Annotated in this window: 22 protein-coding genes; 5 read left to right on the top strand and 17 right to left on the bottom strand. The window is 41.1% G+C overall.

All coding sequences use genetic code 11. The features are described 5' to 3' along the window. Nucleotides 1-129: 129 nt before the first annotated feature. The gene (gene sohB, locus LRQ06_RS12345; protein WP_232766764.1) at nt 130-1,185 is read right to left on the bottom strand and encodes a protease SohB; all 1,056 of its coding nucleotides are present in this window, start codon (nt 1,183-1,185) and stop codon (nt 130-132) included. 76 nt (nt 1,186-1,261) lie between these two features. Here sohB and LRQ06_RS12340 point away from each other — a divergent pair, with 76 nt between their 5' ends. Next, complete coding sequence (locus tag LRQ06_RS12340) at nt 1,262-2,005, top strand: YciK family oxidoreductase (RefSeq protein WP_232766762.1); 744 nt, start codon at nt 1,262-1,264, stop codon at nt 2,003-2,005. Nucleotides 2,006-2,168: 163 nt separating this feature from the next. Beyond that, nucleotides 2,169-4,076: a methyl-accepting chemotaxis protein gene (locus LRQ06_RS12335; RefSeq protein WP_232766760.1), complete on the top strand. Its 1,908-nt coding sequence runs from the start codon at nt 2,169-2,171 to the stop codon at nt 4,074-4,076. A 61-nt stretch (nt 4,077-4,137) separates the two neighbouring features. Here the strand turns inward: LRQ06_RS12335 and LRQ06_RS12330 are convergent, their stop codons facing one another. The 3 genes from LRQ06_RS12330 to mlc form a co-directional block, all read right to left on the bottom strand. Beyond that, on the bottom strand, nt 4,138-6,591 hold the full coding sequence (locus LRQ06_RS12330; RefSeq protein ID WP_232766758.1) for an EAL domain-containing protein: 2,454 nt from the start codon (nt 6,589-6,591) through the stop codon (nt 4,138-4,140). 308 nt (nt 6,592-6,899) lie between these two features. Then, entirely contained in the window at nt 6,900-7,850 is a 951-nt protein-coding gene (locus LRQ06_RS12325) for a chemotaxis protein CheV (protein ID WP_232766756.1), read from the bottom strand. Nucleotides 7,851-8,071: 221 nt separating this feature from the next. Next, a complete protein-coding gene (mlc, locus tag LRQ06_RS12320) occupies nt 8,072-9,289 on the bottom strand; it encodes a sugar metabolism global transcriptional regulator Mlc (protein WP_232766754.1) in 1,218 nt (405 codons plus the stop codon). 260 nt (nt 9,290-9,549) lie between these two features. Between mlc and pyk the strand changes: the two genes are divergently transcribed. Beyond that, entirely contained in the window at nt 9,550-10,995 is a 1,446-nt protein-coding gene (pyk, locus tag LRQ06_RS12315) for a pyruvate kinase (protein ID WP_232767183.1), read from the top strand. 134 nt (nt 10,996-11,129) lie between these two features. Here pyk and cydH read toward each other — a convergent pair whose 3' ends face one another. After that, nucleotides 11,130-11,219 (bottom strand): cytochrome bd-I oxidase subunit CydH, encoded by a 90-nt coding sequence (gene cydH / locus LRQ06_RS12310; protein WP_232766751.1) that lies wholly within the window; start codon nt 11,217-11,219, stop codon nt 11,130-11,132. Between the two features lie 735 nt (nt 11,220-11,954). On the opposite strand from cydH, the gene LRQ06_RS12305 reads away from it, so the two are divergent. After that, nucleotides 11,955-13,415 carry a sodium-dependent transporter gene (locus LRQ06_RS12305; RefSeq protein ID WP_232766749.1) on the top strand — a complete coding sequence of 487 codons (1,461 nt, stop codon included), beginning with the start codon at nt 11,955-11,957 and terminating at the stop codon, nt 13,413-13,415. Continuing rightward, a complete protein-coding gene (locus LRQ06_RS12300; RefSeq protein WP_232766748.1) occupies nt 13,415-13,510 on the top strand; it encodes a MetS family NSS transporter small subunit in 96 nt (31 codons plus the stop codon). The genes LRQ06_RS12305 and LRQ06_RS12300 overlap by 1 nt, the downstream gene beginning before the upstream one ends. A gap of 61 nt (nt 13,511-13,571) precedes the next feature. On the opposite strand, the gene LRQ06_RS12295 is transcribed toward LRQ06_RS12300, so the two are convergent. From LRQ06_RS12295 to fabD, 12 genes are all read right to left on the bottom strand, one after another. Next, nucleotides 13,572-14,012 (bottom strand): hypothetical protein, encoded by a 441-nt coding sequence (locus tag LRQ06_RS12295; protein ID WP_232766746.1) that lies wholly within the window; start codon nt 14,010-14,012, stop codon nt 13,572-13,574. A 177-nt stretch (nt 14,013-14,189) separates the two neighbouring features. Next, the gene (locus tag LRQ06_RS12290) at nt 14,190-14,630 is read right to left on the bottom strand and encodes an RDD family protein (protein WP_257794100.1); all 441 of its coding nucleotides are present in this window, start codon (nt 14,628-14,630) and stop codon (nt 14,190-14,192) included. Between the two features lie 26 nt (nt 14,631-14,656). Then, the gene (locus LRQ06_RS12285; protein WP_232767181.1) at nt 14,657-16,267 is read right to left on the bottom strand and encodes a PTS transporter subunit EIIC; all 1,611 of its coding nucleotides are present in this window, start codon (nt 16,265-16,267) and stop codon (nt 14,657-14,659) included. Between the two features lie 442 nt (nt 16,268-16,709). Continuing rightward, the gene (locus LRQ06_RS12280; protein WP_232766743.1) at nt 16,710-17,486 is read right to left on the bottom strand and encodes a TatD family hydrolase; all 777 of its coding nucleotides are present in this window, start codon (nt 17,484-17,486) and stop codon (nt 16,710-16,712) included. Continuing rightward, on the bottom strand, nt 17,477-18,430 hold the full coding sequence (holB, locus tag LRQ06_RS12275; RefSeq protein WP_232766741.1) for a DNA polymerase III subunit delta': 954 nt from the start codon (nt 18,428-18,430) through the stop codon (nt 17,477-17,479). Before holB ends, LRQ06_RS12280 begins: the two co-directional genes overlap by 10 nt. Nucleotides 18,431-18,434: 4 nt before the next feature. Further along, nucleotides 18,435-19,073 (bottom strand): dTMP kinase, encoded by a 639-nt coding sequence (gene tmk / locus LRQ06_RS12270; protein WP_232767179.1) that lies wholly within the window; start codon nt 19,071-19,073, stop codon nt 18,435-18,437. Continuing rightward, entirely contained in the window at nt 19,070-20,092 is a 1,023-nt protein-coding gene (gene mltG / locus LRQ06_RS12265; RefSeq protein WP_232766739.1) for an endolytic transglycosylase MltG, read from the bottom strand. The genes tmk and mltG overlap by 4 nt, the downstream gene beginning before the upstream one ends. Then, nucleotides 20,089-20,895 carry an aminodeoxychorismate lyase gene (gene pabC / locus LRQ06_RS12260; RefSeq protein ID WP_232766737.1) on the bottom strand — a complete coding sequence of 269 codons (807 nt, stop codon included), beginning with the start codon at nt 20,893-20,895 and terminating at the stop codon, nt 20,089-20,091. The genes mltG and pabC overlap by 4 nt, the downstream gene beginning before the upstream one ends. Nucleotides 20,896-20,980: 85 nt before the next feature. Beyond that, nucleotides 20,981-22,225: a beta-ketoacyl-ACP synthase II gene (gene fabF, locus LRQ06_RS12255; protein ID WP_232766736.1), complete on the bottom strand. Its 1,245-nt coding sequence runs from the start codon at nt 22,223-22,225 to the stop codon at nt 20,981-20,983. 86 nt (nt 22,226-22,311) lie between these two features. After that, nucleotides 22,312-22,545, bottom strand: coding sequence for an acyl carrier protein (gene acpP, locus LRQ06_RS12250; RefSeq protein ID WP_014204679.1), 234 nt, complete (start codon nt 22,543-22,545; stop codon nt 22,312-22,314). 221 nt (nt 22,546-22,766) lie between these two features. Further along, nucleotides 22,767-23,501 carry a 3-oxoacyl-ACP reductase FabG gene (gene fabG / locus LRQ06_RS12245; protein WP_232767178.1) on the bottom strand — a complete coding sequence of 245 codons (735 nt, stop codon included), beginning with the start codon at nt 23,499-23,501 and terminating at the stop codon, nt 22,767-22,769. Nucleotides 23,502-23,529: 28 nt separating this feature from the next. Then, entirely contained in the window at nt 23,530-24,453 is a 924-nt protein-coding gene (gene fabD, locus LRQ06_RS12240) for an ACP S-malonyltransferase (protein WP_232766734.1), read from the bottom strand. Between the last annotated feature and the right edge of the window lie 54 nt (nt 24,454-24,507).

Genomic DNA, 24,507 nt, shown 5'->3' with positions numbered 1-24,507 from the left:
ATAAAATCATGACAAAAAGATGCATATGAAACAAGGAAGATAAAAAGAATAAAAAAACAGGAGATAGTCCGAGGGGAAAAATAAAAAGGTATCAGCATGCCATTCTCAAGCTGATACCTTATGAGTTAATTACATAAATGGACGCTGACCTTTACTTAACAGCCTCATAAAAACGTTTTCTGCCGCTTCACCGGCAACACCGGCCAGTTTGTCTGTCAGTTTTTTCTTCTGAACATACTGAATCGCCAGCACTGTTTTTTCTTTACACGCATCAACGATCAGATCATCGGATGTTTTAATCTCATCCACCAGCCCCAATTCTTTTGCTTTGGTACCAAACCAGTGCTCACCGGTTGCAACACTATCAACATCAAGATTTGGACGGTGTTCGCGGATAAAATCTTTAAACAGTCCATGAGTTTCCTCCAGTTCCTGCTTAAATTTTTCACGGGCCTTTTCCGTATTTTCCCCAAAAATGGTCAGTGTACGCTTAAATTCTCCGGCAGTAAGTTGTTCATAGTCAATGTCATGCTTTTTCAATAATTTATTAAAGTTTGGCAGCTGTGCAATAACGCCAATCGAACCGACAATAGCAAACGGAGCGGACACAATTTTATCCGCAATACAGGCCATCATATACCCACCACTGGCTGCAACTTTGTCTACCGCGATAGTCAGTGGAAGCCCTGCGGAACGAATACGGTCTAACTGAGAAGAAGCCAGCCCGTAACCATGAATCATACCGCCACCGGTTTCCAATTTTAACAGAACTTCATCACCTTCTTTCGCCACTGCCAGAATCGCCGTTACTTCTTCCCTTAATGACGACACTTCTTTCGCGTCAATACTGCCTTTAAACTCAAGCACAAAAAGATGGGGTTCCCGGGCGGATTCCAGTTTACCGGCCTTAGCCGCCTTTTTCATCGCTTTTTCCGACGACTTATTTTTGGCTTTATTTTCTTTCTTCTCTAATTTATGCAGAGCTTTAAGGTAGGCATCGTCGTGCAGATGGGCTTCCATATGCTTTACGGTTTCTTTATTTTTTTCCGTCAGATCAGTGACTTCTAATTCGCCTTTTGGACCTTTTCCATTTACAGCTTTAACAACCACAAGCAATGCAATTATTGCAGCAACAAACGTCACGATTTTGGCCAGAAACAGGCCATAGTCCAATAAAAATTCCAATGCTTTAATCCTCTTATTTGTGATTTGGTGTATTGTACCTGTGTTGTTATATAAATCATAACAGAAGGAGATAAATGTGAGCTATTCGGTTAAGAAAGAAGCACTTAAAAATAAGATAATTCTGGTAACTGGTGCCGGTGATGGAATAGGAAAACAGGCTGCAATCAGCTTTGCTGAATATGGTGCAACCGTTATTTTATTAAGCCGGACAGCCGACAAATTAAACAACACAGCCGGAGAAATCGAAGCGCTTGGATATCCTCGTCCAACAGTTATTCAACTGAATATGCAGACAGCACAAAAACAAGATTACCTTCAGGTTGCTGATACCATCAGAGAACAACACGGCCATCTTGATGGTGTTTTACATAATGCCGGATTACTGGGCACCATTACCCCTTTGGAAGAAATCGACATTAATGTGTTCGATGACGCTATGTCGGTGAATGTCAGAGCCCAGTTGTTACTGACTCAGGCCATTCTTCCACTGCTTCGCCAATCCAGTGATGCCCGTATTATATTTACGTCTTCCACAGTTGGTCATGTAGGCAGGGCATCATGGGGAACGTATTCCATTTCCAAATTTGCGACTGAAGGAATGATGCAGGTATTAGCAGATGAATTAAAAGAATCCCAAATCAAAGTGAATGCCATCAACCCCGGTGCAACCAGAACCGGTATGCGAGCCCAGGCTTTTCCATCTGAAGATCCGAAAACACTAAAAACACCGAAAGATATCATACCGCTGTATTTATATCTGATGGCACCGGAAGGAAAAAATATTCATGGCCAATGTATTGATGCACAGCCTAGGGTCTGAAAAAATTGTCCGGCATTATCAATGACTCCCAAAAACTGTCGGACAAATCTTATTTTTCGTAGCAATTACACGCAAATTTTAACAATACATCTTATTTCATATCTATCCTCTATAAAATAAATCATAACAATTTATCTAGTTGGACACACATCTGAGGAAATTCATGAATACATTGGGCTTTAAAAAAACATTGATCCTGACGTTAGTCGGTATTACAGCCTTAGCTGTCGGGATTTCAAATTATCTCAATTATCAATCGATCAGTTCCGTATTTAAAAAGAATCTTTATAGTGAAACTCAAAACAGAGTCCGGGCTGAACGCGATAAACTAAAAGCATTCATTGCCAATAAATCGGCAACGGTTAATAACATTGCCGAAGATTATGAAAATCACAATTACACAGACAATCATGCAGAAAGAATGCGTGTTGCAGCAAAAGCCGGTGATATAGCAAATTTAACCGTCGGTTTTACTTCCGGTGATGCTTATTGTTCGTATCCCCTTCCTGGCTGGAAAAATTTTAAAAATCCTCCGTCATATAACCCAACCCAAAGACCCTGGTTTTCACAGGCCATAAATTCGTCCGGGCTTATTTATACTGCTCCATATAAAGATGCAACGAATAAACTAATGGTCAGCATCGGAAGAAAAGCCGGACCGGACACGGTTATTCTGGCCGATATTCCGCTCACTATTTTAAAAGAAACAGTACAGGAATTTAAAGCACTCAAGGGGGCATCTGCCGTTATTATGGATCAGAATTCAACGGTGCTGGCCAGCACCTCTTCGGCACTAAAAACCGGAGACAAAATGACCTCTGTCCGTCAGCTTTCCGATATTACTCACCAAATCATAACCAGTGATTCGAATATCATTAATTACAACCTTAGTGGTGTTGATAAAGTCATGTTTTCAGAAAAATTAAGATATGGCGATAAAAACTGGTTTTTAGTCGTTGGACTTGACAAAAGCGTTGTATTTGAGGCCATTGAAGAAATTAAGCATGAAGCCATCTTATACACACTAGGTTCAGTTATTCTAAGCATCGTTATTGTTATTCTGGTATTAAACACGTTATACCGGCCTATTATTGCATTAAAAGATACCATTATGGGCTTATCCAGTGGTAACGGAGACCTGACTCAGAGGTTAAATGTCAGCAGTACCGATGAAATTGGACAAATTGCAAATGGTATCAATAAATTTATTGAGCAACTGCAATCGCTTATGCTGCAAATTGATCAGGTATCGACAGAGCTGAAAAGCAACGTATCCCAACTACAATCCACCAGCGATGACAACACTCAGGTTCTTGACCGGCACCTACAGGAAACCGAGCAGGTTGTGACGGCAATAGAGGAGTTGAGTGCGACTGCCGGTACTGTTGCTCAGAATGCCAGTGATTCTTCCGCCTCAACTCAGGATGTCGCCGGTCTCAGCGAGCAATCCATAAAAGTATTAAGTGAAGACAAGGAAAAAGTTTCTCAACTGGTTGAAAACGTTGGTAGCACATCCGAAAGTATGAAAAAAATGACCGAAGAAACATCAAATATCAGTAATATTCTCGGCGTCATCGGTGATATAGCAGAACAAACGAATCTTCTGGCTCTTAACGCTGCCATTGAAGCCGCCAGAGCGGGTGAACAGGGACGTGGATTTGCCGTCGTAGCCGATGAAGTCAGAGCCCTGGCCAGCCGGACTCAATCCAGTACAGAAGAAATAGAACAAGCATTGGAACGTTTACTCTCAGGAAATGCGAATGTTGTCCAGCAAATGGAAAACACTCAAAAAACCAGTCAGGAAACCTTTGAAAGTACAGAAGAAGTCAATGTCATTCTTTACGAATTAACCGATAAAATAAGCAACGTTAAAGATTTAAGTATTCAGATTGCCACTGCGGCAGAAGAACAAAGCAGTGTCACTGAAGAAATCAATCAGAATATGTCGGCAATCAATGATATTGTCACAAAACTCAGTGCAAACGGAAATCTGGTATCCGAACAGGCACATGATATTTCTCAGATGAACGAAAAACTGGTCTCTGTAGTTAACCAGTTTAAATTAAAATAGCCGGTGAAAAATCCCATCAATTATTCCGGAACGAAAAGATAATTGATGGGATTGTAACGGCTTAACATGACGCCACTAACTGCTCGTTTAAATAATGGACCATACTCATCGTATCGATAATGCCAACATATTTTCCGGCATCATTGACAACAACCCACGGGAACCGATGACCTTGTTTTACTTTTTCAGACATTTCATCAGTGCTGAGTGTTTCACTCACTTTAGTAATCGACGATTCCATCATAGAACTGACCACTTTCGTCAGTGATCGATAATCCTGCATGGTTTCCCTATCCGTTCCTAATGATGGGGTAGAATATAAATTAAATATTTCTCTCGTGATAATACCGACGCAGTACCGGTCTAAGATAACCGGTAATGTGCTGAACGGGTGATTATCAAACAAAGCCTTAGCCGCTTCTAATGTTTGCTCTGGCGATAGCACTGGCGGATAAACAATAAGATCCACATCTTCTCTTTCTGGTTTGAATAGATTTGACGCCGGAACCGGGTTCTCACCTTTCGTATCAATATCAACCGATAACGCATTTATCGGTAAAGGCCGTTCAAAGTAGAAACCTTGCATATAATCCACATTCAGGTCATTCAGTGCATCAGCTTCCTGCTTGTTCTCAACCCCCTCAGCAACGACTTCAATATTCATTGTGTGCGCTAACTGAGTGACCATTTTAGCGATATGGTAATTATCAGAATCCTTCGTCAGATCCTTCACCACCTCCCTGTCAATTTTAAGCAGATCAAAATGACCGTTTTTCAGGCAGGAAACCGTGCCAAAATCATCAATAGCAATTTTGAGTCCTTTGTCCCTGAGATCAAACAGCAAATCGCTCTCTTTTGCCCTAATCTGGCAATCAAGATAAGCCGGCTCTGTCAGTTCTATTGTGATATACGGTAAATGGCGAGTGTGTCTTTTAAAAACCTGCAGCAGATCAGTAAAAAATGATTTCAGTGGTTTTTCAAAATTAAGAGAAATATTTATGGCCAGTTCGACATTTTCACCGAACATCTCGACAAGAACATCCCTGTAACCAATCGCTTTATCAGCCATAACAAGATCCAACTCAGATATCAGTCCCATATCTTCGGCAATACTGATCATTTCCTGAGTATTCAGCAGATCTCCGTTATAATCCTTAAACCGACAAAGTGCTTCAAATTTACAGACACGCCATTGTGATGTACAAATTACCGGTTGGAAAAACACTTCAAGCGTTTTGAACTCAATCGAGTTGGAGACAATTTCCTCCAAAACTTCACGTCGCTCCACATTTTCATGTAATGTCCGGTTAAAAAAACAAATGTTATTATTATTTTGCGTATGCCTCTCATACATAGCCTGTAATGAATGAGAAATCAGTTTGTTTTCATTATTGGCATCCAGACCAAGCACGGAGACACCAATAGTACAATCCATAATATGTCTGTAAACATCAGCAGAGACTCTTCTTTTTATCTCATTAAACCTCGTTCTTATTGCTTCATAGATGGACATTGCATGGGGTTTATCGGCAGAACACTGATAAATGATAGCAATAGTAAACACCGATTTCTTAATAAAACCGGCAGCGCATTCACGTTCATAATAGGCTAAAGCACTGGCAAGTTGTTTTTTGTATTCAAACTCGTCCTGTTTATCAAACAGAGGCACAAATGAAAGAACCAGCATTCCCTGCTCTTCTTTCAAATCAGAAACTAAATCCTGAATTTTTGAGAAGAACTCATCTTCCCCGGGAAGTTGCGTCAGAAGCTCAATGCCTCCATGCTCAATACCTGCGACCCGGTAAAGTTTATCGGATAAGTCATAGGTCATCCCGAAATAGTAAATGTGCTTACTGACCGATACCAACCTCTGAATAAGAAGCTCCTGTGGCTTAATATTACCGGATTTACCTTTACTGAGTATCAGTCCACTCCAGTATCCCTGCTTGTCCAGTTTTTCCCACATGTCGTGGTAATAAACCTGACCATGTTTACCGGCATTGAAGACTGACGTTTTTCTACCGATCAGCTCATCGACTTTATAACCCAGAGATTGCTCATAATAAGTATTACACGCGATGATACGTGTTTCTTCATCTGCCAGAATAATACCGTGATGACAGTTTTCGAATATCTGATAGAAAAACGAAGAGACATCTTCATGAGTAGGAGACAAAACCAAAGGCGTCATAGCCCCGGCAACAAGATTTTCAGTAATTTTTTTTACTGAAATTAAGTCTAAACTAATACCGGAGACCCGATTAACCAGGCAAATCTTAATCGGGTCCGGCTCTTTTCCTTCAACAACATTTTCAAATAAGTTAAATAATAATGCCTTATTTGAATCGGAAAAAATTCCGAAAAAGTCCTGAACAGACGAAATAGACGACGTTATCCCCAAAATCAAACTGAGCCGGTTATCATCGATGCTAAACTCATCGCTACCCGGATTCCATGTGAACGAAATTTCTTTTTTATCATGACAATCAGCCAATTCTTCTTTTGCAAGCTTCATATTCATATCCATATATAAATAAGTTACAAAATACCCCAGAATTTTATTACCTTATGATCATGTTGCTCTCACACCAACAGAACTTTAAGACCTTAAATATCAATAAATTAACCAGACACTTTTGAACTGAACTGTATTTTCCTAACAAATATCAGTTTTATAGAATATACAATGTATATCTTAGCACACATAATATGTGTTTGGTTGCTTAAATATGTTATATTAATACAGTGAATATAATGAGGAATATAAAAAGGGATGGCTCAGAAAGGCCATCCCGGAAGATACAATTTTTACACAACCATTGGCTAAGATTTTGTTAACAGCTCTCTCAGCCGGTCCTGTGCTACCTCAACTAACATGTCTGGCTGAAACTTGGAAATAAAGCGGTCACATCCCACCTTTTTCACCATGGATTCGTTGAAGCTGCCACTTAAAGACGTATTCAGTGTAACATGCAAATCCTTCAGCCGTTCGTCCTGTCGTATTTCGTAAGTAAGCCGGTAACCATCCATTTCTGGCATCTCAGCATCGGTTATTAGTAATAACAACTCATCTGTTACCTTTCTACCTTCATCGCTCCAGCGTTTCAGCAAGTTCAATGCTTCTCTGCCATCCCGGCATTCTATAATCTCAAGTCCTAACTGAGATAACGTATCCCGGACCTGATTTCTGGCAGTGGAAGAATCATCGACGATCAACACCTTCCTTCCGTGCATTTCTCTCACCAGTTCCTCATCAAGGACTTCCTGTGATATAGAAACATCGTAATGAATAATCTCAGCGAGCACCTTCTCAACATCGATGATTTCAACCAGTTCCGGTGGATCTACATTTTTGATCTGGGTAATCGCGGTCAGATAATTTGCCCTACCAGCAGTTCTTGGAGGCGGCTGAATCTCAGTCCATGCCGTATTAATGATGTGTTTCACCTGACCGACTAAAAAACCCTGCACAGAACGGTTATATTCCGTAACAATTAAATTTTGCTCACTTTCGCCATAATCGGAATAGGGAAAGCCGATAGCGCTCCTTAAATCAATGACAGGAACCGATACACCTCTTAATGAAGCCACCCCAATAATATTATGGTGAGCTCCTGGCATCTTAGTAAGAACGGGGACTTTTATTACTTCTTTAACTTTAAAAACGTTGATAGCAAAGGTTTGCCGACTATTCAGACTAAACAAAAGCAACTCAAGCCGGTTTTCTCCGACTAAGTTCGTGCGCTGATCAACCGTATTTAATACACTGGACATAGAAATTTCCATGGACGTAAAGACTTAACAACCCGTAACCCAGACTTCCGGCTACCCATATACTCACTTGATTAAGCTAAATAATAACCATCAGTTAAGTATGAACTATCTATCATTCCTTACACTATAACAAGGAATATTGTCCTATACACTGTGGACCATTTCCTATGATAAATCTAGGATATGAGTAGAAAAGTTTCAGTTAATGATAGAAAGATAATTCACCCTTCTGTCACTTTCATCAATAAAGAGCCATCGAATAATGCTTGCTTTATTAACGCTGCCCCCGGCATTGTGGACTGCTTATAAAAACGGGACTCCATAATATCCAGCGCTTTTACATCTTCTTCCTGACATAAATCCGAAATACACTGCAACATACTTGGATATAACACTTCTTTCGCCTGATTAATCACACCACCGATAAGCACCTTATCAGGGTGAAACATATTCACCAGAATGGCGATCGCTTTCCCAAGATAAGTCCCCAGCTTTCTTATCACATCACAAGACAAAGTGTCTCCCTGAGAGGCTGCATGACAAATTGCTTCCAGCGTAATTTCGTCTGAGCTACTCAGAACAGATACCTCTCCCGATTCAATACGGGATTTAACTTCCTCCCTGACAGCCTGGGAACTGGCAACCGTATCAAAACAGCCACGTTTACCACATGAGCAAATTTTTCCCATAGGATCAACCTGTATGTGCCCCATGTCTCCGATGTTCCCAAACCGACCCTGCATAACCCGGCCAGAAACCATGACACCCGCAGATAACCCATTATGAATAGAAAGCAAAACAGAATTATCACTATTCTGAGCATGTCCAAACAATTTTTCCGCCAGAGCCCACGCTCTGGTATCGTTTGCAATAAAAACAGGTACACCTGTCGCTTTATATATCTCGACACCTAGAGCAAAATCTTTAACCTGATAAAATGGCATTTTCATGACAACACCATTCTCTCCGTTAACTGCTCCTGGCAATGTAATGGCTATACTGGTCAGTCGTTCCATATGTGATGAATATGTTTGGAAAAATTCATTAATTTCATGAAGAATACGGGCAAGTAAATCATCCTGATCCGTTTCATGGATTTCAATTTTTGAGTCAATCAACACTTCTCCGCCAAGCTCATGCAAAGCCAGCGTCATGTAACCCCGTCCAAGCCTTATCGAAAAAAACTGCCAGCCTTCGTTCCGGGTCTGAAGACCAACCGCAGGCCGACCCCGGCTTAATGCTTCCTGAACAATGGTTTCATGAATCAGGTGAGCAGCAATGAGTTCACGCGTAATTTTAGTAATACTTGCAGGCGCTAAATCACTTAATTTGGATAAATCGATTCTGGAAATAGGTCCATACTGATCGATCAATTGATATACCCGTCCCGCATTAACCTGTTTAATATGATCAACGTGGCCCGGATGAGCCGTATACATCTCATTCTCCTCAAAACTGAATCTCTGTAATTTTTTTACTTTGCGAAGAAATTGTGAAGTAATTTAGTAACCGAGCGTGACCATCATCACGTACAAATTGGATATATTGTGTCTCTGTTCAAAAGTTACTGTATTCCCGTCATTTTTCTTTCAGTCATATGATCAAATATCGACCAGCAATCTTTGAAATTAAGCAGGTTTTAATATCTTGCATATACTTATCAGATAGTATCTTATAAACCACTAATTGGGAAAAAATGATGGTAAATAGAAAACGTCGAACTAAAATCGTTACAACGTTAGGCCCATCAACAGATATTGGTGATAACTTAACCGAGATTATCAAAGCCGGAGCTAACGTTGTCAGGATGAACTTCTCACATGGCACACCAGAAGAACATAAACAAAGAGCAAGAAAAGTCCGGGAAATTGCAGCAAAATTAGGCAAGCAAGTTGCTATATTAGGTGATTTACAGGGCCCGAAAATCCGCATATCTACCTTTAAGGACAACCACATTTTTCTGGAGGTCGGGGATAGATTCACCCTTGATGCAGATTTACCCCGAGGTGATGGTAATCAGGAAAGTATTGGTATCGATTATAAAGCGCTGCCAAACGATTTAAAACCGAATGATATTCTGCTTCTTGATGATGGACGGATCCAACTGAAAGTTATTATGGTAGACGGAGCTAAAATTCACACGCGAGTGACCATTGGAGGAAAACTATCCAACAACAAAGGCATCAACAAAAAAGGCGGCGGCTTATCCGCACAGGCTCTGACAGAGAAAGACAAACAGGACATTATTACAGCAGCTGAACTGAAAGTAGACTATCTGGCCGTTTCTTTTCCGAGGACGGGCGAAGACATCAAATATGCCCGGGATCTAGCCAGAGATGCCGGACTGGAAGCCAAAATTGTCGCCAAAGTTGAACGAGCAGAAACCGTTGCCGATAGTAAAAATATCGATGACATAATAATGGCCTCGGACGTCATCATGGTTGCCCGCGGAGACCTGGGCGTCGAAATTGGGGACCCGGAATTAGTTGGTGTACAGAAAAAATTAATCAAACGCAGCAAAGAATTGAACCGAGTTGTTATCACTGCGACTCAGATGATGGAATCCATGATGGAAAATTCAATGCCAACCCGGGCCGAAGTCATGGATGTTGCCAATGCCGTTCTGGATGGAACCGATGCCGTGATGTTATCCGGTGAAACCGCAGCCGGGAAACACCCGGTTGCCACAGTAAAAGCGATGGCTGACGTTTGTATCGGTGCTGAAAAAATGTCCGAAGTACGCCAGCAGACTTATCGCTTTGATAATTTATTCATTACTGCCCAAGAGACCATTGCGCTATCGACCATTTTTGCCGCCAATAATATGGAAGGCATTAAAGCCATGATCTGCATGACCGAAGGTGGCCGTACAGCATTAATGACATCCCGGCTAAATTCGGAGCTTCCTATATTCGCCTTATCCAGTAATGAACGAACTCTTAACCGATGCTCGCTATATAGAGGTGTTATTCCCATATATTTTAATAGTCAACAGGACTCAGGCTACGAAGTAGCACTTGAAGCCATAGACAATTTAAAAGAACAACATTATCTCGAGTTTGGGGATATCGTCATCATCACTCAGGGCGACATACAAAACGTCGAAGGCGCTACAAACTGCATCAGAATACTTCCCGTTTATTAGACTCAATATAAAGGGACAAAAGAAATTTCAGACAACTGAATGAGGTAAGAAAAAAGCCGGCTGTTCTGGACAAATACAAAAAACGCACAAAGAACAAAAACTATTTTTTGTGCGTTTGTTGGTGATCAAAATGCCTAAGCAACAATCGCAATGACACCGTAGGCAATAAGGAAGAAAAAAACCACTGCAGTAATACCCAGTGAGAATTTCATATCGAAGTCCATACTCTTCTCCTATCATTGAGACAACTATTTCAACATACACATAAAAAATAGAAACTGACAACTTCTATCCATTTACACTCACAAATATGATCAATTGATCACAATTAAGGTGTATTGTTATATAGCCATTTGAATTCTGATGCATATTAGATATTCTGTATCCAGTTTATTCTGTGTTCATAAGGTGATCAAAGGCATAATAAATACAGTTAAACAGAATAATATTCTGTCAACTTATATAAGTATAATAACATATACGCTCTCATCAGAAATCACCATCAACCACGTTAATCACTAGCTAGAATGGATATTCACGCATAAAAACCTAACCAAAAGGACAAAATTTAATTTCAAACATAAAAGAATTAATGGAGACAAGAGCAAAATTTAACAAAAAATACAAACAATAACGCCATATATAAATAAAATATAAAAATAAAAACCTAATTTAAAATTTAGTAATAAAATTACAATCTATTGCCTTTCAAAAGAGAAATATGTAGTCTCGACCATTAAGCGCAGGCGAAGATATTACCTAGCGCAAACACACATCAAAACATAAAGAGCAATAGTCTGAGTTTATCTATTTTTGCAGTACTTATAACTAATACAGACAAAGTAGTAGAAATATAAATAATGGTTCATTTTTATAATGGTAAAGCACCCATTTATTTCTTTGTCATCTGGCATAAATAGACGACTTCATAACTCAGTACATTTTTGAAGGAGTAATCGATGAAGAGAGAACAATGGGGATCCCGGGCCGGTTTTATATTAGCGGCTGTTGGATCTGCAATCGGCCTGGGAAACATCTGGCGTTTCCCATACATGGCATATGAAAATGGTGGTGGCGCATTTTTTATCCCTTATCTTTTTGCCATGATCACTGCAGGTATCCCATTCATGATTCTGGAATTCAGCATGGGACAAAAGTACAAGGGATCAGCACCAAAAACCTTAACTAAAATTCATGAACGATTTGAGTGGTTAGGCTGGTTTCAGGTTGGTGTCGCTTTTACCATCGGTGTCTATTATGTAGCGGTTGTAGGGTGGGCTATCTCATATTTCGTCCTGTCTTTCAATCAAGGATGGGGAACTGATACCAATGCTTACTTCTTTAGCACTTACCTGAACCTTGGTGATAATTCACCAACAAATTTGGGAAGTGTTCAGTGGCAAATTGCACTGGTCATGGCAATTGCGTGGGCAATCACTTATGCTGCGATTGTTGGTGGCGTTAAAGCTGGTATTGAAAGAATGTCAAAAATCATGATGCCAATTTTATTTGTCATGGTGCTTGCTTTGATTGCCCGTATGATCGTTCTGCCTGGAGCTCTTGATGGTGTGAACTATATGTTCAAACCAGACTTTAGCAAAATCTGGGATGTGAAGGTATGGGCAGCGGCTTACGGCCAGATTTTCTATACGTTGAGTATCGGTTTCTCAATTATGCTGGCCTATTCAAGTTATTTGCCTGAAAAATCTGACGTCACCAATAACGCATTTATGACAGTATTGATCAACTGTGGATTCTCTATCCTTGCCGGTATCATGATCTTCTCTGTTTTAGGTTATATGGCTCAGGTTCAGGGTAAAGCCATTACAGATGTGGTATCTGCTGGTGTGGGGCTTGCTTTTGTTACTCTGCCAGAAGCCATCAACCTGTTACCCGCTCCATACATTCTTGGTCCGGTATTGTTCTTTGCTTTGGTTGTTGCTGGTTTAAGCTCGTTGATTTCAATTCTTGAAGCCGTTGTCTCTGCAATTATGGACAAATTCCACTGGGGACGTAAGAAAACAGCCAATATTGTTCTGGGATGTGGTTTCATTATTTCAATGGCATTCGCAACAAATGGCGGTCTGCTGTTACTTGACCTTGTCGATCACTTTACCAACAATATCGGTATCATCAGCTGTTGTTTAATTGAAATCTTGCTGATGACCTGGATTGCAAAAATTTCAGACACCAGACGATATGTTAACTCAATTTCAGATTTCACAATTAGCGTTTGGTTTGATGTATGCCTACGTTTCGTTACTCCTGTTATCCTTGCGATTATTCTGGTCACGAAAGTTCATACCTTGTTAACTGAAGGCTATGGCGGCTATGATCTGTCTCTGGGCTGGATTATTATTTTCGCTCTTTGGATCATCGCAGGCTTTGGGGAAGCATATAAATATAAGGAGTATGAATAATGGAATTTTCAGCAATTGTTATGATGGTGATCGGTTTAGGTTTTACCTGGGGTGGCGCAATTATCTGCATGAAGATCGCAACAAGTAAACACTAAATATTTCCAATAAACCAATAAGCCCGCACTGATGTTGCGGGCTTTATTTTAAAGAGATAGATTAAAAGCGATACGTGATGCCTGCTGAGACACCTAACTCAAATTCATCATCATCACCAAAATCATACTGTGGCTGCAACTGACCGTAAAAACTGACATTTTTCGTATAAGACCAGTTTAAACCAACCGGAAGTCTTGCTCCGTAATCATCATCATCCCACAGAGACCAACCGCCTGCCCCCACATACCATTCAACCGGTAAGTCAGGGTTACTAAACCACCCGCTAGTCAAAATATAATCGAGCGCCAATCCTTTTGTCCCGGCAGTCACTCTTACCTGATCATTAAGTTCCAGAACAGCACTTAATCCCTGATCGATAGCAATACCAACAGCAATATCATTTCCGGCAAGATCAATATAATTATTATCGGATGCGGCAAATACGCTTGTCGTCAATGCAAAAAAGACCCCAACGGCTACAGTAATTTTTATCTTTTTCATCCATTCTCTTCCTCTGGATTCAATATTCTTTAAAACTATCAGAGTAAAAAGAGAAACAAATAAAGATGTCAGTAAGACGTAAATCTAATTTGAAGAAACAGACAAAACAACGAATGACAGACAAAGAAAAATCCCTTCTCACTGAGAAGGGATTAAACAAGTAAAAATGGCGTTTATTTAAGATTCAACTACCTGCGTATGATTTCTCTTATCATGCATGGGAGGGTTTGAAAACGTCAGATATTGTGCACCACAGTAGAATACATATAACCCTAATGTCGCAACACTCCACACAATTTTCTCAAACTCCCTTCTCATATAAAGACTTTTCTCAAGGGGTTGCCCCTTATCCGAAACAACCTTAAGTCCTAAGAAATACCGGGATAATGATGTCTTTAAAAAAGCATAACAAACCCAGTGATACCCCATATAAACCCCGATAAACACCAGCAGTAACATTATATATAAAGTCAGTAACACAGGTAATGCTAATGAGTCGGTGAATGAAAGAGAAACACCGGAACCTTTACCTAAATAGGCAACGATCCCAAGATAAAGATCCATGCCCACCTGGGCAAAGATCTTTACAATAACGAGGTCGAGTATAAACGACCCCATTCGCCGATATTTGAATTTAAAGCCCATTATCGACCTAATCGTGAATTGATTTGCGCTTTATAAGTTGCAGCTTGTGCACCGTAAATTGCCTGGATACCAGTGTCACCCACTTTAACCAAACCTTTCGCACCCAGTTCCTGAGTCCAGTAGCTGTTATCCTGCACTAATGAACCATCTTTAACCGTGACACGAAGACGTGTAATACATGCATCGACGTCAACAAGGTTATCAGCACCACCAAGAGCTTCGATCATTTTCTCAACCAATGCACTGTCAGAACCGGCTGCTTTTGCTGCCTGATAATCTTTCTTAGTAACCACAGCAACATCGCTTCCTTTACGACCCGGAGTTTTAATGTCGTACTTCAGGATAAACCAGCGGAACAGGAAGAAATAGATAAATGCGTATGCGATACCTACAACAATGATGTAGTACCAGTGGTTATCAACACCTGTCACACCCGGTAGAATACCGAATAACGAGAAGTCGATGAAACCACCAGAGAACGTCATACCAACTTTAACACCCAGCATATCCATCAGCATGAAACAAACACCAGCCAAAGGTACATGGATGAAGTAGTACAACGCGGGAGCTAAGAACAAGAAAGTAAATTCAATAGGTTCTGTAATACCGGTCAGGAATGCAGTCAGAGCAACTGAGAATAACAGACCACCGGCAGCCGCTTTGTTTTCATCATCTGCAAGCGTATACATCGCATAAGCTGCAGCAGGCAAACCAAACATCATGAACGAGAATTTACCAGTCATGAAGTTAGTTGAACTGAAGTGTGAAAAATCACCACTGGCAAGAGAAGCGAAGAAGATGTTCTGAGTACCTTTTACAACTTCACCGGCAATCGTCGCTGTTCCACCGATTTCTGTCTGCCATAGTGGCAAGTAGAACACGTGGTGCAGACCAACTGGGATCAGAGAACGTTCGATGATACCGAACAGGAATGATGCAATATAACCGTGACCGGAAGCAGTCAGTTCACCAAGAGCGTGACCGATAGCACCGAAAGCTGCACCAAAGAATGGCCAGATAAAGGTTAATGCAATACCGTAAAACAATGCTGCAAATGCACTGATAATTGGTACAAAACGAGCGCCGCCGAAGAAACCCAGATAATCAGGTAATTTGGCATCATGGTATTTGTTATGAAGGATAACGGTAATAGCACCCGCAATCAAACCACCAAATACACCCATACTCAGTGTGTTACTAATACCCAAAGTATTTGCTAACACACCATTGTATTTTTCGCCCATTAAAACAACCGAACCGCCATCGATCATTCCGGCAACCTGCAACGTTTTTGCGATTGCAACGTTCATGACCAAGAAAGAAATAACGGCTGCCAGACCAGCTGCACCCTTTTCTGTACGGGCGAAACCGATAGCAACTGCGATTGCAAACATTACTGGCAAGTTAGCAAATACAATACCACCTGCGGCAGTCATAATTTGAAGGAAACTGTTAAGTACCGTGCCGTCTTGTAAAATGCCAATATCATATGCCGTTACCATTGTCGGGTTGGTAAAACTACCACCAATCCCTAGCATGATACCTGCAGCAGGTAACAACGCTATTGGTAACATAATTGATTGAGATAGCTTACTGAAAAAGCCTTTCATCATATGCTCCTGATTAAGTTCTAATTAATATTATTGTGAACACTAAGTAGCTCACCCCCACAGCGTCTTACTTAGTGTGAAAAATGGCTAATGCCATAGTTCGCATTATATTTTTCGGCTCTAAATATATATTGACCGCACTCAACTTTTCCATAGCCAAATTAATTTTAGTTCTAAAATAAAATGCAGATCACAGTTGCATTTTGTGAATCAAAATACCAAAACTACATACAACTTATTGATTAATATGTTATTTAATAAGAAAGACACCTAATTTTTCATCAAAAATCAAATAAGGCAAATGTTAGAATTGTAACGGAAATTTCAGATTTATTAACAACCAAGATAATATCTACATAACACTTTGTTTTTAAAATAATTTTTAAATATAAAGGATGAAATTTTCAAAAAATCCAAAGCTATGGCATTAAAGAAATGCCAATCATATTTTTTCTTTTAAAAAAAGCTTTCTGAAATTATTAGATGTTTGTTCTGCCACTTGTTGAATAGAAAGTCCTTTTAACTGAGCAAGGTAAGAAGCAACTTCAACAACATAAGCCGGTTGATTCTCTTTGCCTCTGTGAGGAACCGGAGCCAGATAAGGAGAATCCGTTTCAATGAGCAACCTTTCTAATGGCAAATTCTTAACGACTTCTTTCAGTTCTGTCGCTTGTCTGAAAGTCACAATGCCGGATATTGAAATATAAAAGCCCAAATCCATCGCTGCATTGGCAAAAGCTTCATCCTCAGTAAAACAATGAATCACTCCACCACACTTTTCTGCATGCCCTTTACGCAAAATATCAAGTGTATCCTGTCTGGCATTGCGCGTATGTATAATCAGTGGCTTATCTAATTCGGTTGCGACTTCGACCTGCTGCCTGAATCTCAATTTTTGCAGCTCAGCCGTTTCCGGCTTATAGTGATAATCCAATCCGGTTTCACCAACAGCAACCACACGAGGATGCCGGCAAAACTCTTTAAATGTATCCAGTGCAAACTCACTTTCAACGTCCAGTGGATGAACACCACAGGAAGCAGAAACAGCATCAAAGGGAGTAATTAACTCTATCATCTTGGGGAAAGCATCCAGAGTAACCCCAACCGACAGAACATGATCAACATTTACGTCCTGTGCTTTTTTTAAAACATCGGCAACATCGGCATGTCTTTCCGTATAATCGAGTTTGTCCAGATGACAATGGGAATCTACAAACATGAGTCCTCAATAAAATTTAATAACCAATTTGTGATCAATAATTCATCATTTAATCCTGTCTGAGAAGACAATTGATGAATGACAACTGTTAGAGCCTTTAATTGCCTGTGCAATAAAGCATAAGACACTTTACGGGCAATTTCCTGACTTTCCGGTATAAAATCAGGCATATGGATACCCTGATGAATTTTCAGGGCATCCGTCAGTGAATACCAAAACCAGGTTAAGTTCCTGATAGGATTGGATTTTAATAACTGAACCAAATAAGTAAGCTGAATAACAGGCTTGTCCAGAAAAGATAAAAATTGTGCTTCCGTTTCAGAAAATTCAGATGCAAGGTTTTGCTGCAAAAATTTATACGTTTCTAATGGCGCATAATGATTTATCTTCACCACATACGGAAAAACCTGCTCACATCCCTGCTGTTCCAACCAGCTCATGGTTTCCCTGACATCTGGAGTGCTCAGCGCCACTTTTCTGCACCGGCTTAAAACGGTAGGCAAAATACGACTCATTTGATTAGTAACAAGCAGAAAGCAACATTTTTCTGCCGGCTCTTCTAAGGTCTTTAGTAACGCATTTGCAGCTGACTCATTCATTGCTTCTGCAGGTTCAATCAAAATAACCCTGTAACCGCCCAACTGAGATGATTCAATCGCTAACCGGTTTGCATGGCGAATCTGCTCTACCGTGATTGATTTTCCCTCTTTTTCCGGCCGGATTGAATGGAAATCAGGGTGAGATTCCGATTCCAGTAGCTGACAACTGTGACAAAAACCGCAGCCTTCACTACTATTCTGACACAAAATACCTTTCACAACTGATTTGAGCAGTTGTTCAATACCAAGCCCTTTTTCAGAAACAAACAGCGTAGATGCAGACAAACGATTATGGTTTACTGATTCTAACCACTGCTGCCAAACCGGAATCAACCAGGGATACATACCACTATACCTTTTCAGAATTCAGCCAGTTTTCAAGAGCTACTTCGATATCAGCCCTGACACAATCTATCGCTTGGCCTGCATCAATAATGACAACATTACTGTCTTTGTGAGCAATGTCCAGATAAGCGGCTCTGGTTCGCTCAAAAAAACTGAGGTCCATTTTCTCAATACGATCCAGCTCACCGCGGCCCCTTGCTCTTTCCAACCCAATCTTAGGATCAATATCCAGATACAAAACCAAATCCGGTCTGAATCCACGTAAAGTAATATCCCGCAACGACTGCAAAGTACCTGAGCTGATCATTCGGCCACCGCCCTGATAAGCCTGAGAAGACATATCGTGACGATCGCCAACAACCCAGTGGCCTTTCGCTAACGAAGGTTTAATCACATTCTCCACCAATTGCACTCTGGCCGCATACATCAGCAAAAGCTCGGTCATATCCTGCAGAACTTCACCTTCATGATCCTGCTTAACAAGCTCACGCATTTTTTCAGCCAGCACCGTTCCGCCTGGTTCACGGGTATTGTCAATATCTGAAATTCCATACCGACGCAAAACCCCGACAACAGTCTGTATAGCGGTACTTTTTCCCGCACCTTCGAGTCCTTCAACAACAATAAATTTAGCTTTCATCAGTTATTTTTCTTTTTTAATTGTTTAAGATAACGGTGAACCGCCCGGTTATGTTCTGCCAGAGTATTTGAAAATACATGCCCTCCCTTACCACTCGCAACGAAATAAAGATAATGAGTCTCATCCGGCTGTAACGCAGCCTGAATGGACAACTTACCCGGCATCGCAATTGGTGTAGGAGGTAACCCTTTAATAACATATGTATTATATGCAGTCGGGGTTAATAAATCTTTCTTGCGGATATTTCCATGATATTTATCTCCCATACCATAAATAACCGTAGGATCGGTTTGTAAACGCATTCCTTTTTTCAGACGATTAATAAAGACAGACGCAATCTGTTTTCTTTCGCTTTCTATTGACGTTTCTTTTTCAATAATAGAAGCCAGAATCAATGCTTCATAGGGTGACTTTAATGACAATCCTTTTTTTCTGCCTTGCCACGCATCCGATAACACCGCTTCCAGTTTTGTATGCGCACGTTTTAAAATATCAATATCTTTAGTACCGGCAGTAAAATGGTAAGTTTCGGCTAAAAAAAGACCTTCAAGCTTATTTTTTTCAATACCGAGCTTTACAGCTATTTGCTTTTCTGTATCCCCTTTTAACGTATGCTCAAGACCATACTCGCTCGCCAGTTTCTGACGCCATTCGGAAAAACGGCTCCCCTCAACAAAAGTAATGGAAAACTGGTGCTCATTACCGGCGATAAGATCATCCAGTGCCTGCTTTAAGGTTTCATCCGGGGCTAACTGATAAGTACCAGCTTTAATGGCGGTAAGTTCAGGTTCCAGGCGATGCAAAAACCTTGCAACCCAGGAGGACGTGATCCAATGACGCTGAGCCATATTATTCAAAGCAGAGTGAAGAGAGACGCCGCGTTTTATCGTGAATAATTCGTTTTTTTCTAGTTTCAATGGCTGTTCAAGATAAGTCTGAACACAGGAATGCACATAAACTTTCCCCCCGATGACCAGACAAAATAAAATAATCAACAGGCTTATACTTAACTTCTTTATCACTTTATAATCCGTTCCTGTAAATATCGGGTAATAGAGCCAATAGAGTACTGATTTTGGCTTTCTAGCTGAATAACAGGGGCGATCCCAAGCAGTGAATTACAAATAAAAATTTCTTCAGCATTGAGCAGATCCGACAACAAAAACTCACCTTCATTTACGGATAATGATGCTTGGCCAACGGTTTGGATAACGTGGCGACGCATTACACCTTCGACACCAGCCATCGTTAATTTCGGTGTACACAGCTTACCATCAGATACCCAAAAAACATTCGCCATTGAAGTTTCAATAACCCGTTGATGAATATCCAATACAATACCATCATCCGCATCCTGTTTATCCAGTTCATTTTTAATCAGAACCTGCTCCAGACGGTTGTTATGTTTCATCCCGGCAAGCAATGGATTCAACCCAAGACGGGTTTTACAGATGGCCAATTTAACACCACAGTCACACCATAAGCCATAATGAGCTGGATATCTGAAACGGCTAATGGTCACTTGTGACTGACAGATGCCCTTTGGACTATACCCCCGACCGCCCTGACCACGGCTAATATGGATTTTAATGCCGGCTTTGGTATCTGGAAATGCAATTTGGCTAATCCAATCACTCACCTGCTTCCAGTCCGGAGATTCAATAGATAACCGGGTTAATGTCGATTGCATTCGCTCTAAATGATAATCCCATAAATCAGGCTTACCATTGCAAGTCAGTATGGTAGAAAAGCAGCCATCCCCATACTGAAATGAACGATCATTTAACGGAATTGAATCAGCAACCTGTCCATTAATCCAATACATTTAACCCTACCTGAAAAAAGAAACGGCTCAATGCTACGCATTAAGCCGTTTCGATACAAGCGAATCAACCAATTTGTTTGGCAGATTAAATCTTCTTAAAGATCAGTGAACCATTTGTTCCACCGAACCCAAAAGAGTTACAAATAGCGTACTCCATTCCTTCGACTTGACGAGCCGTATGAGGAACAAGATCGATATCAATATCGTCTTCCGGGTTATCCAGATTAATCGTTGGAGGTACCATCTGATCAACCAAAGACATAATCGTAATAATCGCTTCAACTGAACCGGCCGCACCAAGAAGGTGACCTGTCATTGATTTTGTTGACGACACTAATACCTGTTTAGAACCATCTTCACCCAGTGCTCGTTTGACACCACGTAACTCAGCCATATCACCGGCAGGCGTTGATGTCCCATGTGCATTAACATAGCCAATTTGTGTACCGGAAACACCGGCATCACGCATTGCCGCTTCCATGGCTAATGCACCGCCGGAACCATCATCTGTTGGTTTCGTCATATGATAAGCATCACCAGACATCCCAAAGCCAACAAGTTCCGCATAAATTTTAGCACCACGAGCTTTTGCTTGTTCGTACTCTTCCAGCACGATAACGCCTGCACCATCACCTAAAACAAAGCCATCACGGTCTTTATCCCAGGGACGGGAGGCTTTTTGTGGTTCATCATTACGTGTTGATAACGCTTTTGCAGCTCCAAACCCAGCAATACCCAGTGGAGTCGAGGCTTTCTCAGCACCACCGGCAACCATTGCATCCGCATCACCGTATGCAATCATTCGGGCAGCATGACCGATATTATGCAATCCAGTTGTACATGCTGTAGAAATCGCAATATTAGGACCGCGAAGACCACACATAATGGAAAGGTTACCTGCAACCATATTAACGATGGTAGAAGGAACAAAAAATGGACTTACTTTACGAGGACCTTTTTCCATCAGTGCCTGATGACCTTTTTCGATAAGGTCTAAGCCACCAATACCTGAACCGATAGCCACACCGACTCGCGGTGCGTTTTCTTCTGTAATCTCAAGACCAGAATCATTTAGGGCTTGAATGCCAGCTGCGATACCGTACTGGATAAACAAATCCATTTTACGGGCATCTTTTTTTGACATGTAATCTTCGCAGTTAAAGTCTTTGACAAGACCCGCGAAACGAGTTGAAAAATCACTTGTATCAAAGTGCTCAATATTAGTAATACCACTTTGACCTTCTAGCAGGGCTTTCCACGAAGATTCTACTGTGTTGCCAACTGGTGACAACATTCCCATGCCAGTGACAACGACACGACGCTTGGACACAATCATTTCTCCGGAATTGAACAATTCTATGAGAGGGGTAGAGACAAAAAAACACAGGCGGCCAGAAGGCCGCCTGGCGAGATAGATTACTGAGCGCTATTTACGTAATCAATTGCAGCTTGAACAGTAGTGATCTTCTCTGCTTCTTCGTCAGGAATTTCAGTGTCGAATTCTTCTTCAAGAGCCATAACCAGCTCAACAGTATCTAAAGAATCAGCACCTAGATCTTCAACGAAAGAAGCTTCGTTTTTAACTTCTGCTTCATCTACACCTAGCTGTTCAACAATGATTTTCTTTACGCGTTCTTCGATGTTGCTCATTTTTTCTTTTCCTTTACAGATTTCGCTCAATGCGATATTCCGTAGTTTATTAGAACTAGGGAAAGTTGCAAGAGGGTCATAGCTGGTCAAACCACAAAATTGACGATTTTAACCGAAATTCAGACCATAATTGACTTAAATCATGCACAAAAGTTGCGCACTTAATGTTTTTTCAACGAAACGATTAAAAAGTGATCTTTTTTAATTATCTCAAAAAAACACTATACCATGTACATACCGCCGTTAACATGTAACGTTTCACCAGTAATATACGCAGCTTCAGATGAAGCTAAAAATGCAACTGCCGAGGCAATTTCACGAGGGTCACCCAAGCGACCAGCTGGAACCTGTGTAAGTGTAGCAGCTCTTTGCTCATCATTCAGCGCTTTTGTCATATCAGTTTCAATGAAACCAGGCGCAACAGTGTTAACTGTGACACCGCGAGAAGCGACTTCTCTTGCCATTGATTTTGTAAAACCAATAACGCCGGCTTTCGCTGCAGAATAATTCGTTTGACCTGCGTTGCCCATAGTACCAACAACAGAACCAATATTGATGATACGTCCCGCACGTTTTTTCATCATTCCACGCAAAACGGCTTTGGATAACCGGAAAATCGATGTCAGGTTCGTATCCATGATATCTAACCATTCATCGTCTTTCATTCGCATAAGGAGATTATCTCGGGTAATCCCGGCATTATTCACCAAAATATCAACCGCACCGAACTCGTCATTAACTGACTTAAGTACTGCATCAATGGATTCAACATCAGTAACGTTTAAGGCAAGGCCTTTGCCATTTTCCCCAAGATATTCACTAATTGCAGCAGCGCCATTTTCGCTGGTTGCCGTGCCAATCACTGTGGCACCACGCTCAACGAGCAATTCGGCGATAGCCCGGCCAATACCACGGCTGGCGCCTGTCACTAACGCAATTTTACCTTCTAGATTCATGAAATTACTCATGCTCCCTTTCCTGTTATTACTTAGCAGCCTCTAATGATGCGATGTCATTCACAGCAGAAGCGCTAAGTGTTTTTACGATACGTTTTGTCAAGCCAGTCAGCACCTTACCAGGACCAACCTCAAATAATTTCTCAATGCCCTCTTCGTGCATTTTCTGAACGCCTTCTGTCCAGCGAACCGGACTATAAAGCTGACGGACCAGTGCATCTTTGATTTTTTCAGGGCTAATTTCCGTAGCAACATCAACATTATTTATCACCGGGATCACAGGGGCATTAAAATTAATGTTTTTCAGTGCTTCTGCCAGTTTGTCAGCGGCTGGTTTCATTAGAGCACAATGTGAAGGGACAGAGACAGGCAAAGGTAGTGCACGCTTTGCGCCGGCTTGTTTACATAAAGCGCCTGCTCGTTCTACTGCCTCTTTATTGCCAGCAATAACAACCTGTCCGGGAGAGTTGAAATTGACAGGTGAAACGACTTCACCCTGTGCCGCTTCTTCACATGCAGTTGCAATAGCATCGTCACCCAAACCAATGATGGCATACATTGCACCAACTCCAGCGGGTACTGCTTCCTGCATTAACTGTCCACGTAACTCCACCAGTTTAATTGCTTGTTTAAAATCAATCACACCGGCACATACCAATGCTGAATACTCGCCTAAGCTATGACCTGCCAGCATTTCAGGCTGCGCATACCCTTCTTTTTGCCAAACACGCCAGATAGCAACGGATGTTGCCAACAAGGCTGGCTGAGTACGAAATGTCTGGTTTAAATCTTCTGCAGGTCCATTCTGAACCAGTGCCCATAAATCGTAACCCAGCACTTCAGAAGCTTCAGCAAAGGTTGCCTTCACAATTTCATACTGTTCACCCAGTTCAGCAAGCATTCCCACAGATTGAGAACCTTGGCCTGGGAATACAATAGCAAATTTGCTCATTATAAATTTCCCCTAATTCAATAGTGTCGTTTCAATAAGTTATCTGTTTTATCT

Origin of the sequence: Vibrio salinus, assembly GCF_021272385.1 — a bacterium.
GTDB lineage: Bacteria > Pseudomonadota > Gammaproteobacteria > Enterobacterales > Vibrionaceae > Vibrio > Vibrio salinus.
This window is presented reverse-complemented; position numbering and strand designations above follow the sequence as displayed.

Bases quoted from the DNA above. Each gene is read 5' to 3' on its own strand.
- LRQ06_RS12295 (WP_232766746.1), bottom strand. From the start codon at position 14,012: ATGAAAAAGATAAAAATTACTGTAGCCGTTGGGGTCTTTTTTGCATTG.
- LRQ06_RS12305 (WP_232766749.1), top strand. From the start codon at position 11,955: ATGAAGAGAGAACAATGGGGATCCCGGGCCGGTTTTATATTAGCGGCT.
- pabC (WP_232766737.1), bottom strand. From the start codon at position 20,895: ATGTATTGGATTAATGGACAGGTTGCTGATTCAATTCCGTTAAATGAT.
- fabG (WP_232767178.1), bottom strand. From the start codon at position 23,501: ATGAATCTAGAAGGTAAAATTGCGTTAGTGACAGGCGCCAGCCGTGGT.
- fabD (WP_232766734.1), bottom strand. From the start codon at position 24,453: ATGAGCAAATTTGCTATTGTATTCCCAGGCCAAGGTTCTCAATCTGTG.
- LRQ06_RS12300 (WP_232766748.1), top strand. From the start codon at position 13,415: ATGGAATTTTCAGCAATTGTTATGATGGTGATCGGTTTAGGTTTTACC.
- LRQ06_RS12330 (WP_232766758.1), bottom strand. From the start codon at position 6,591: ATGAAGCTTGCAAAAGAAGAATTGGCTGATTGTCATGATAAAAAAGAA.
- LRQ06_RS12335 (WP_232766760.1), top strand. From the start codon at position 2,169: ATGAATACATTGGGCTTTAAAAAAACATTGATCCTGACGTTAGTCGGT.
- pyk (WP_232767183.1), top strand. From the start codon at position 9,550: ATGGTAAATAGAAAACGTCGAACTAAAATCGTTACAACGTTAGGCCCA.
- LRQ06_RS12280 (WP_232766743.1), bottom strand. From the start codon at position 17,486: ATGTTTGTAGATTCCCATTGTCATCTGGACAAACTCGATTATACGGAA.
- LRQ06_RS12290 (WP_257794100.1), bottom strand. From the start codon at position 14,630: ATGGGGTCGTTTATACTCGACCTCGTTATTGTAAAGATCTTTGCCCAG.
- LRQ06_RS12325 (WP_232766756.1), bottom strand. From the start codon at position 7,850: ATGTCCAGTGTATTAAATACGGTTGATCAGCGCACGAACTTAGTCGGA.
- acpP (WP_014204679.1), bottom strand. From the start codon at position 22,545: ATGAGCAACATCGAAGAACGCGTAAAGAAAATCATTGTTGAACAGCTA.
- holB (WP_232766741.1), bottom strand. From the start codon at position 18,430: ATGTATCCCTGGTTGATTCCGGTTTGGCAGCAGTGGTTAGAATCAGTA.
- LRQ06_RS12285 (WP_232767181.1), bottom strand. From the start codon at position 16,267: ATGAAAGGCTTTTTCAGTAAGCTATCTCAATCAATTATGTTACCAATA.
- cydH (WP_232766751.1), bottom strand. From the start codon at position 11,219: ATGGACTTCGATATGAAATTCTCACTGGGTATTACTGCAGTGGTTTTT.
- mlc (WP_232766754.1), bottom strand. From the start codon at position 9,289: ATGTATACGGCTCATCCGGGCCACGTTGATCATATTAAACAGGTTAAT.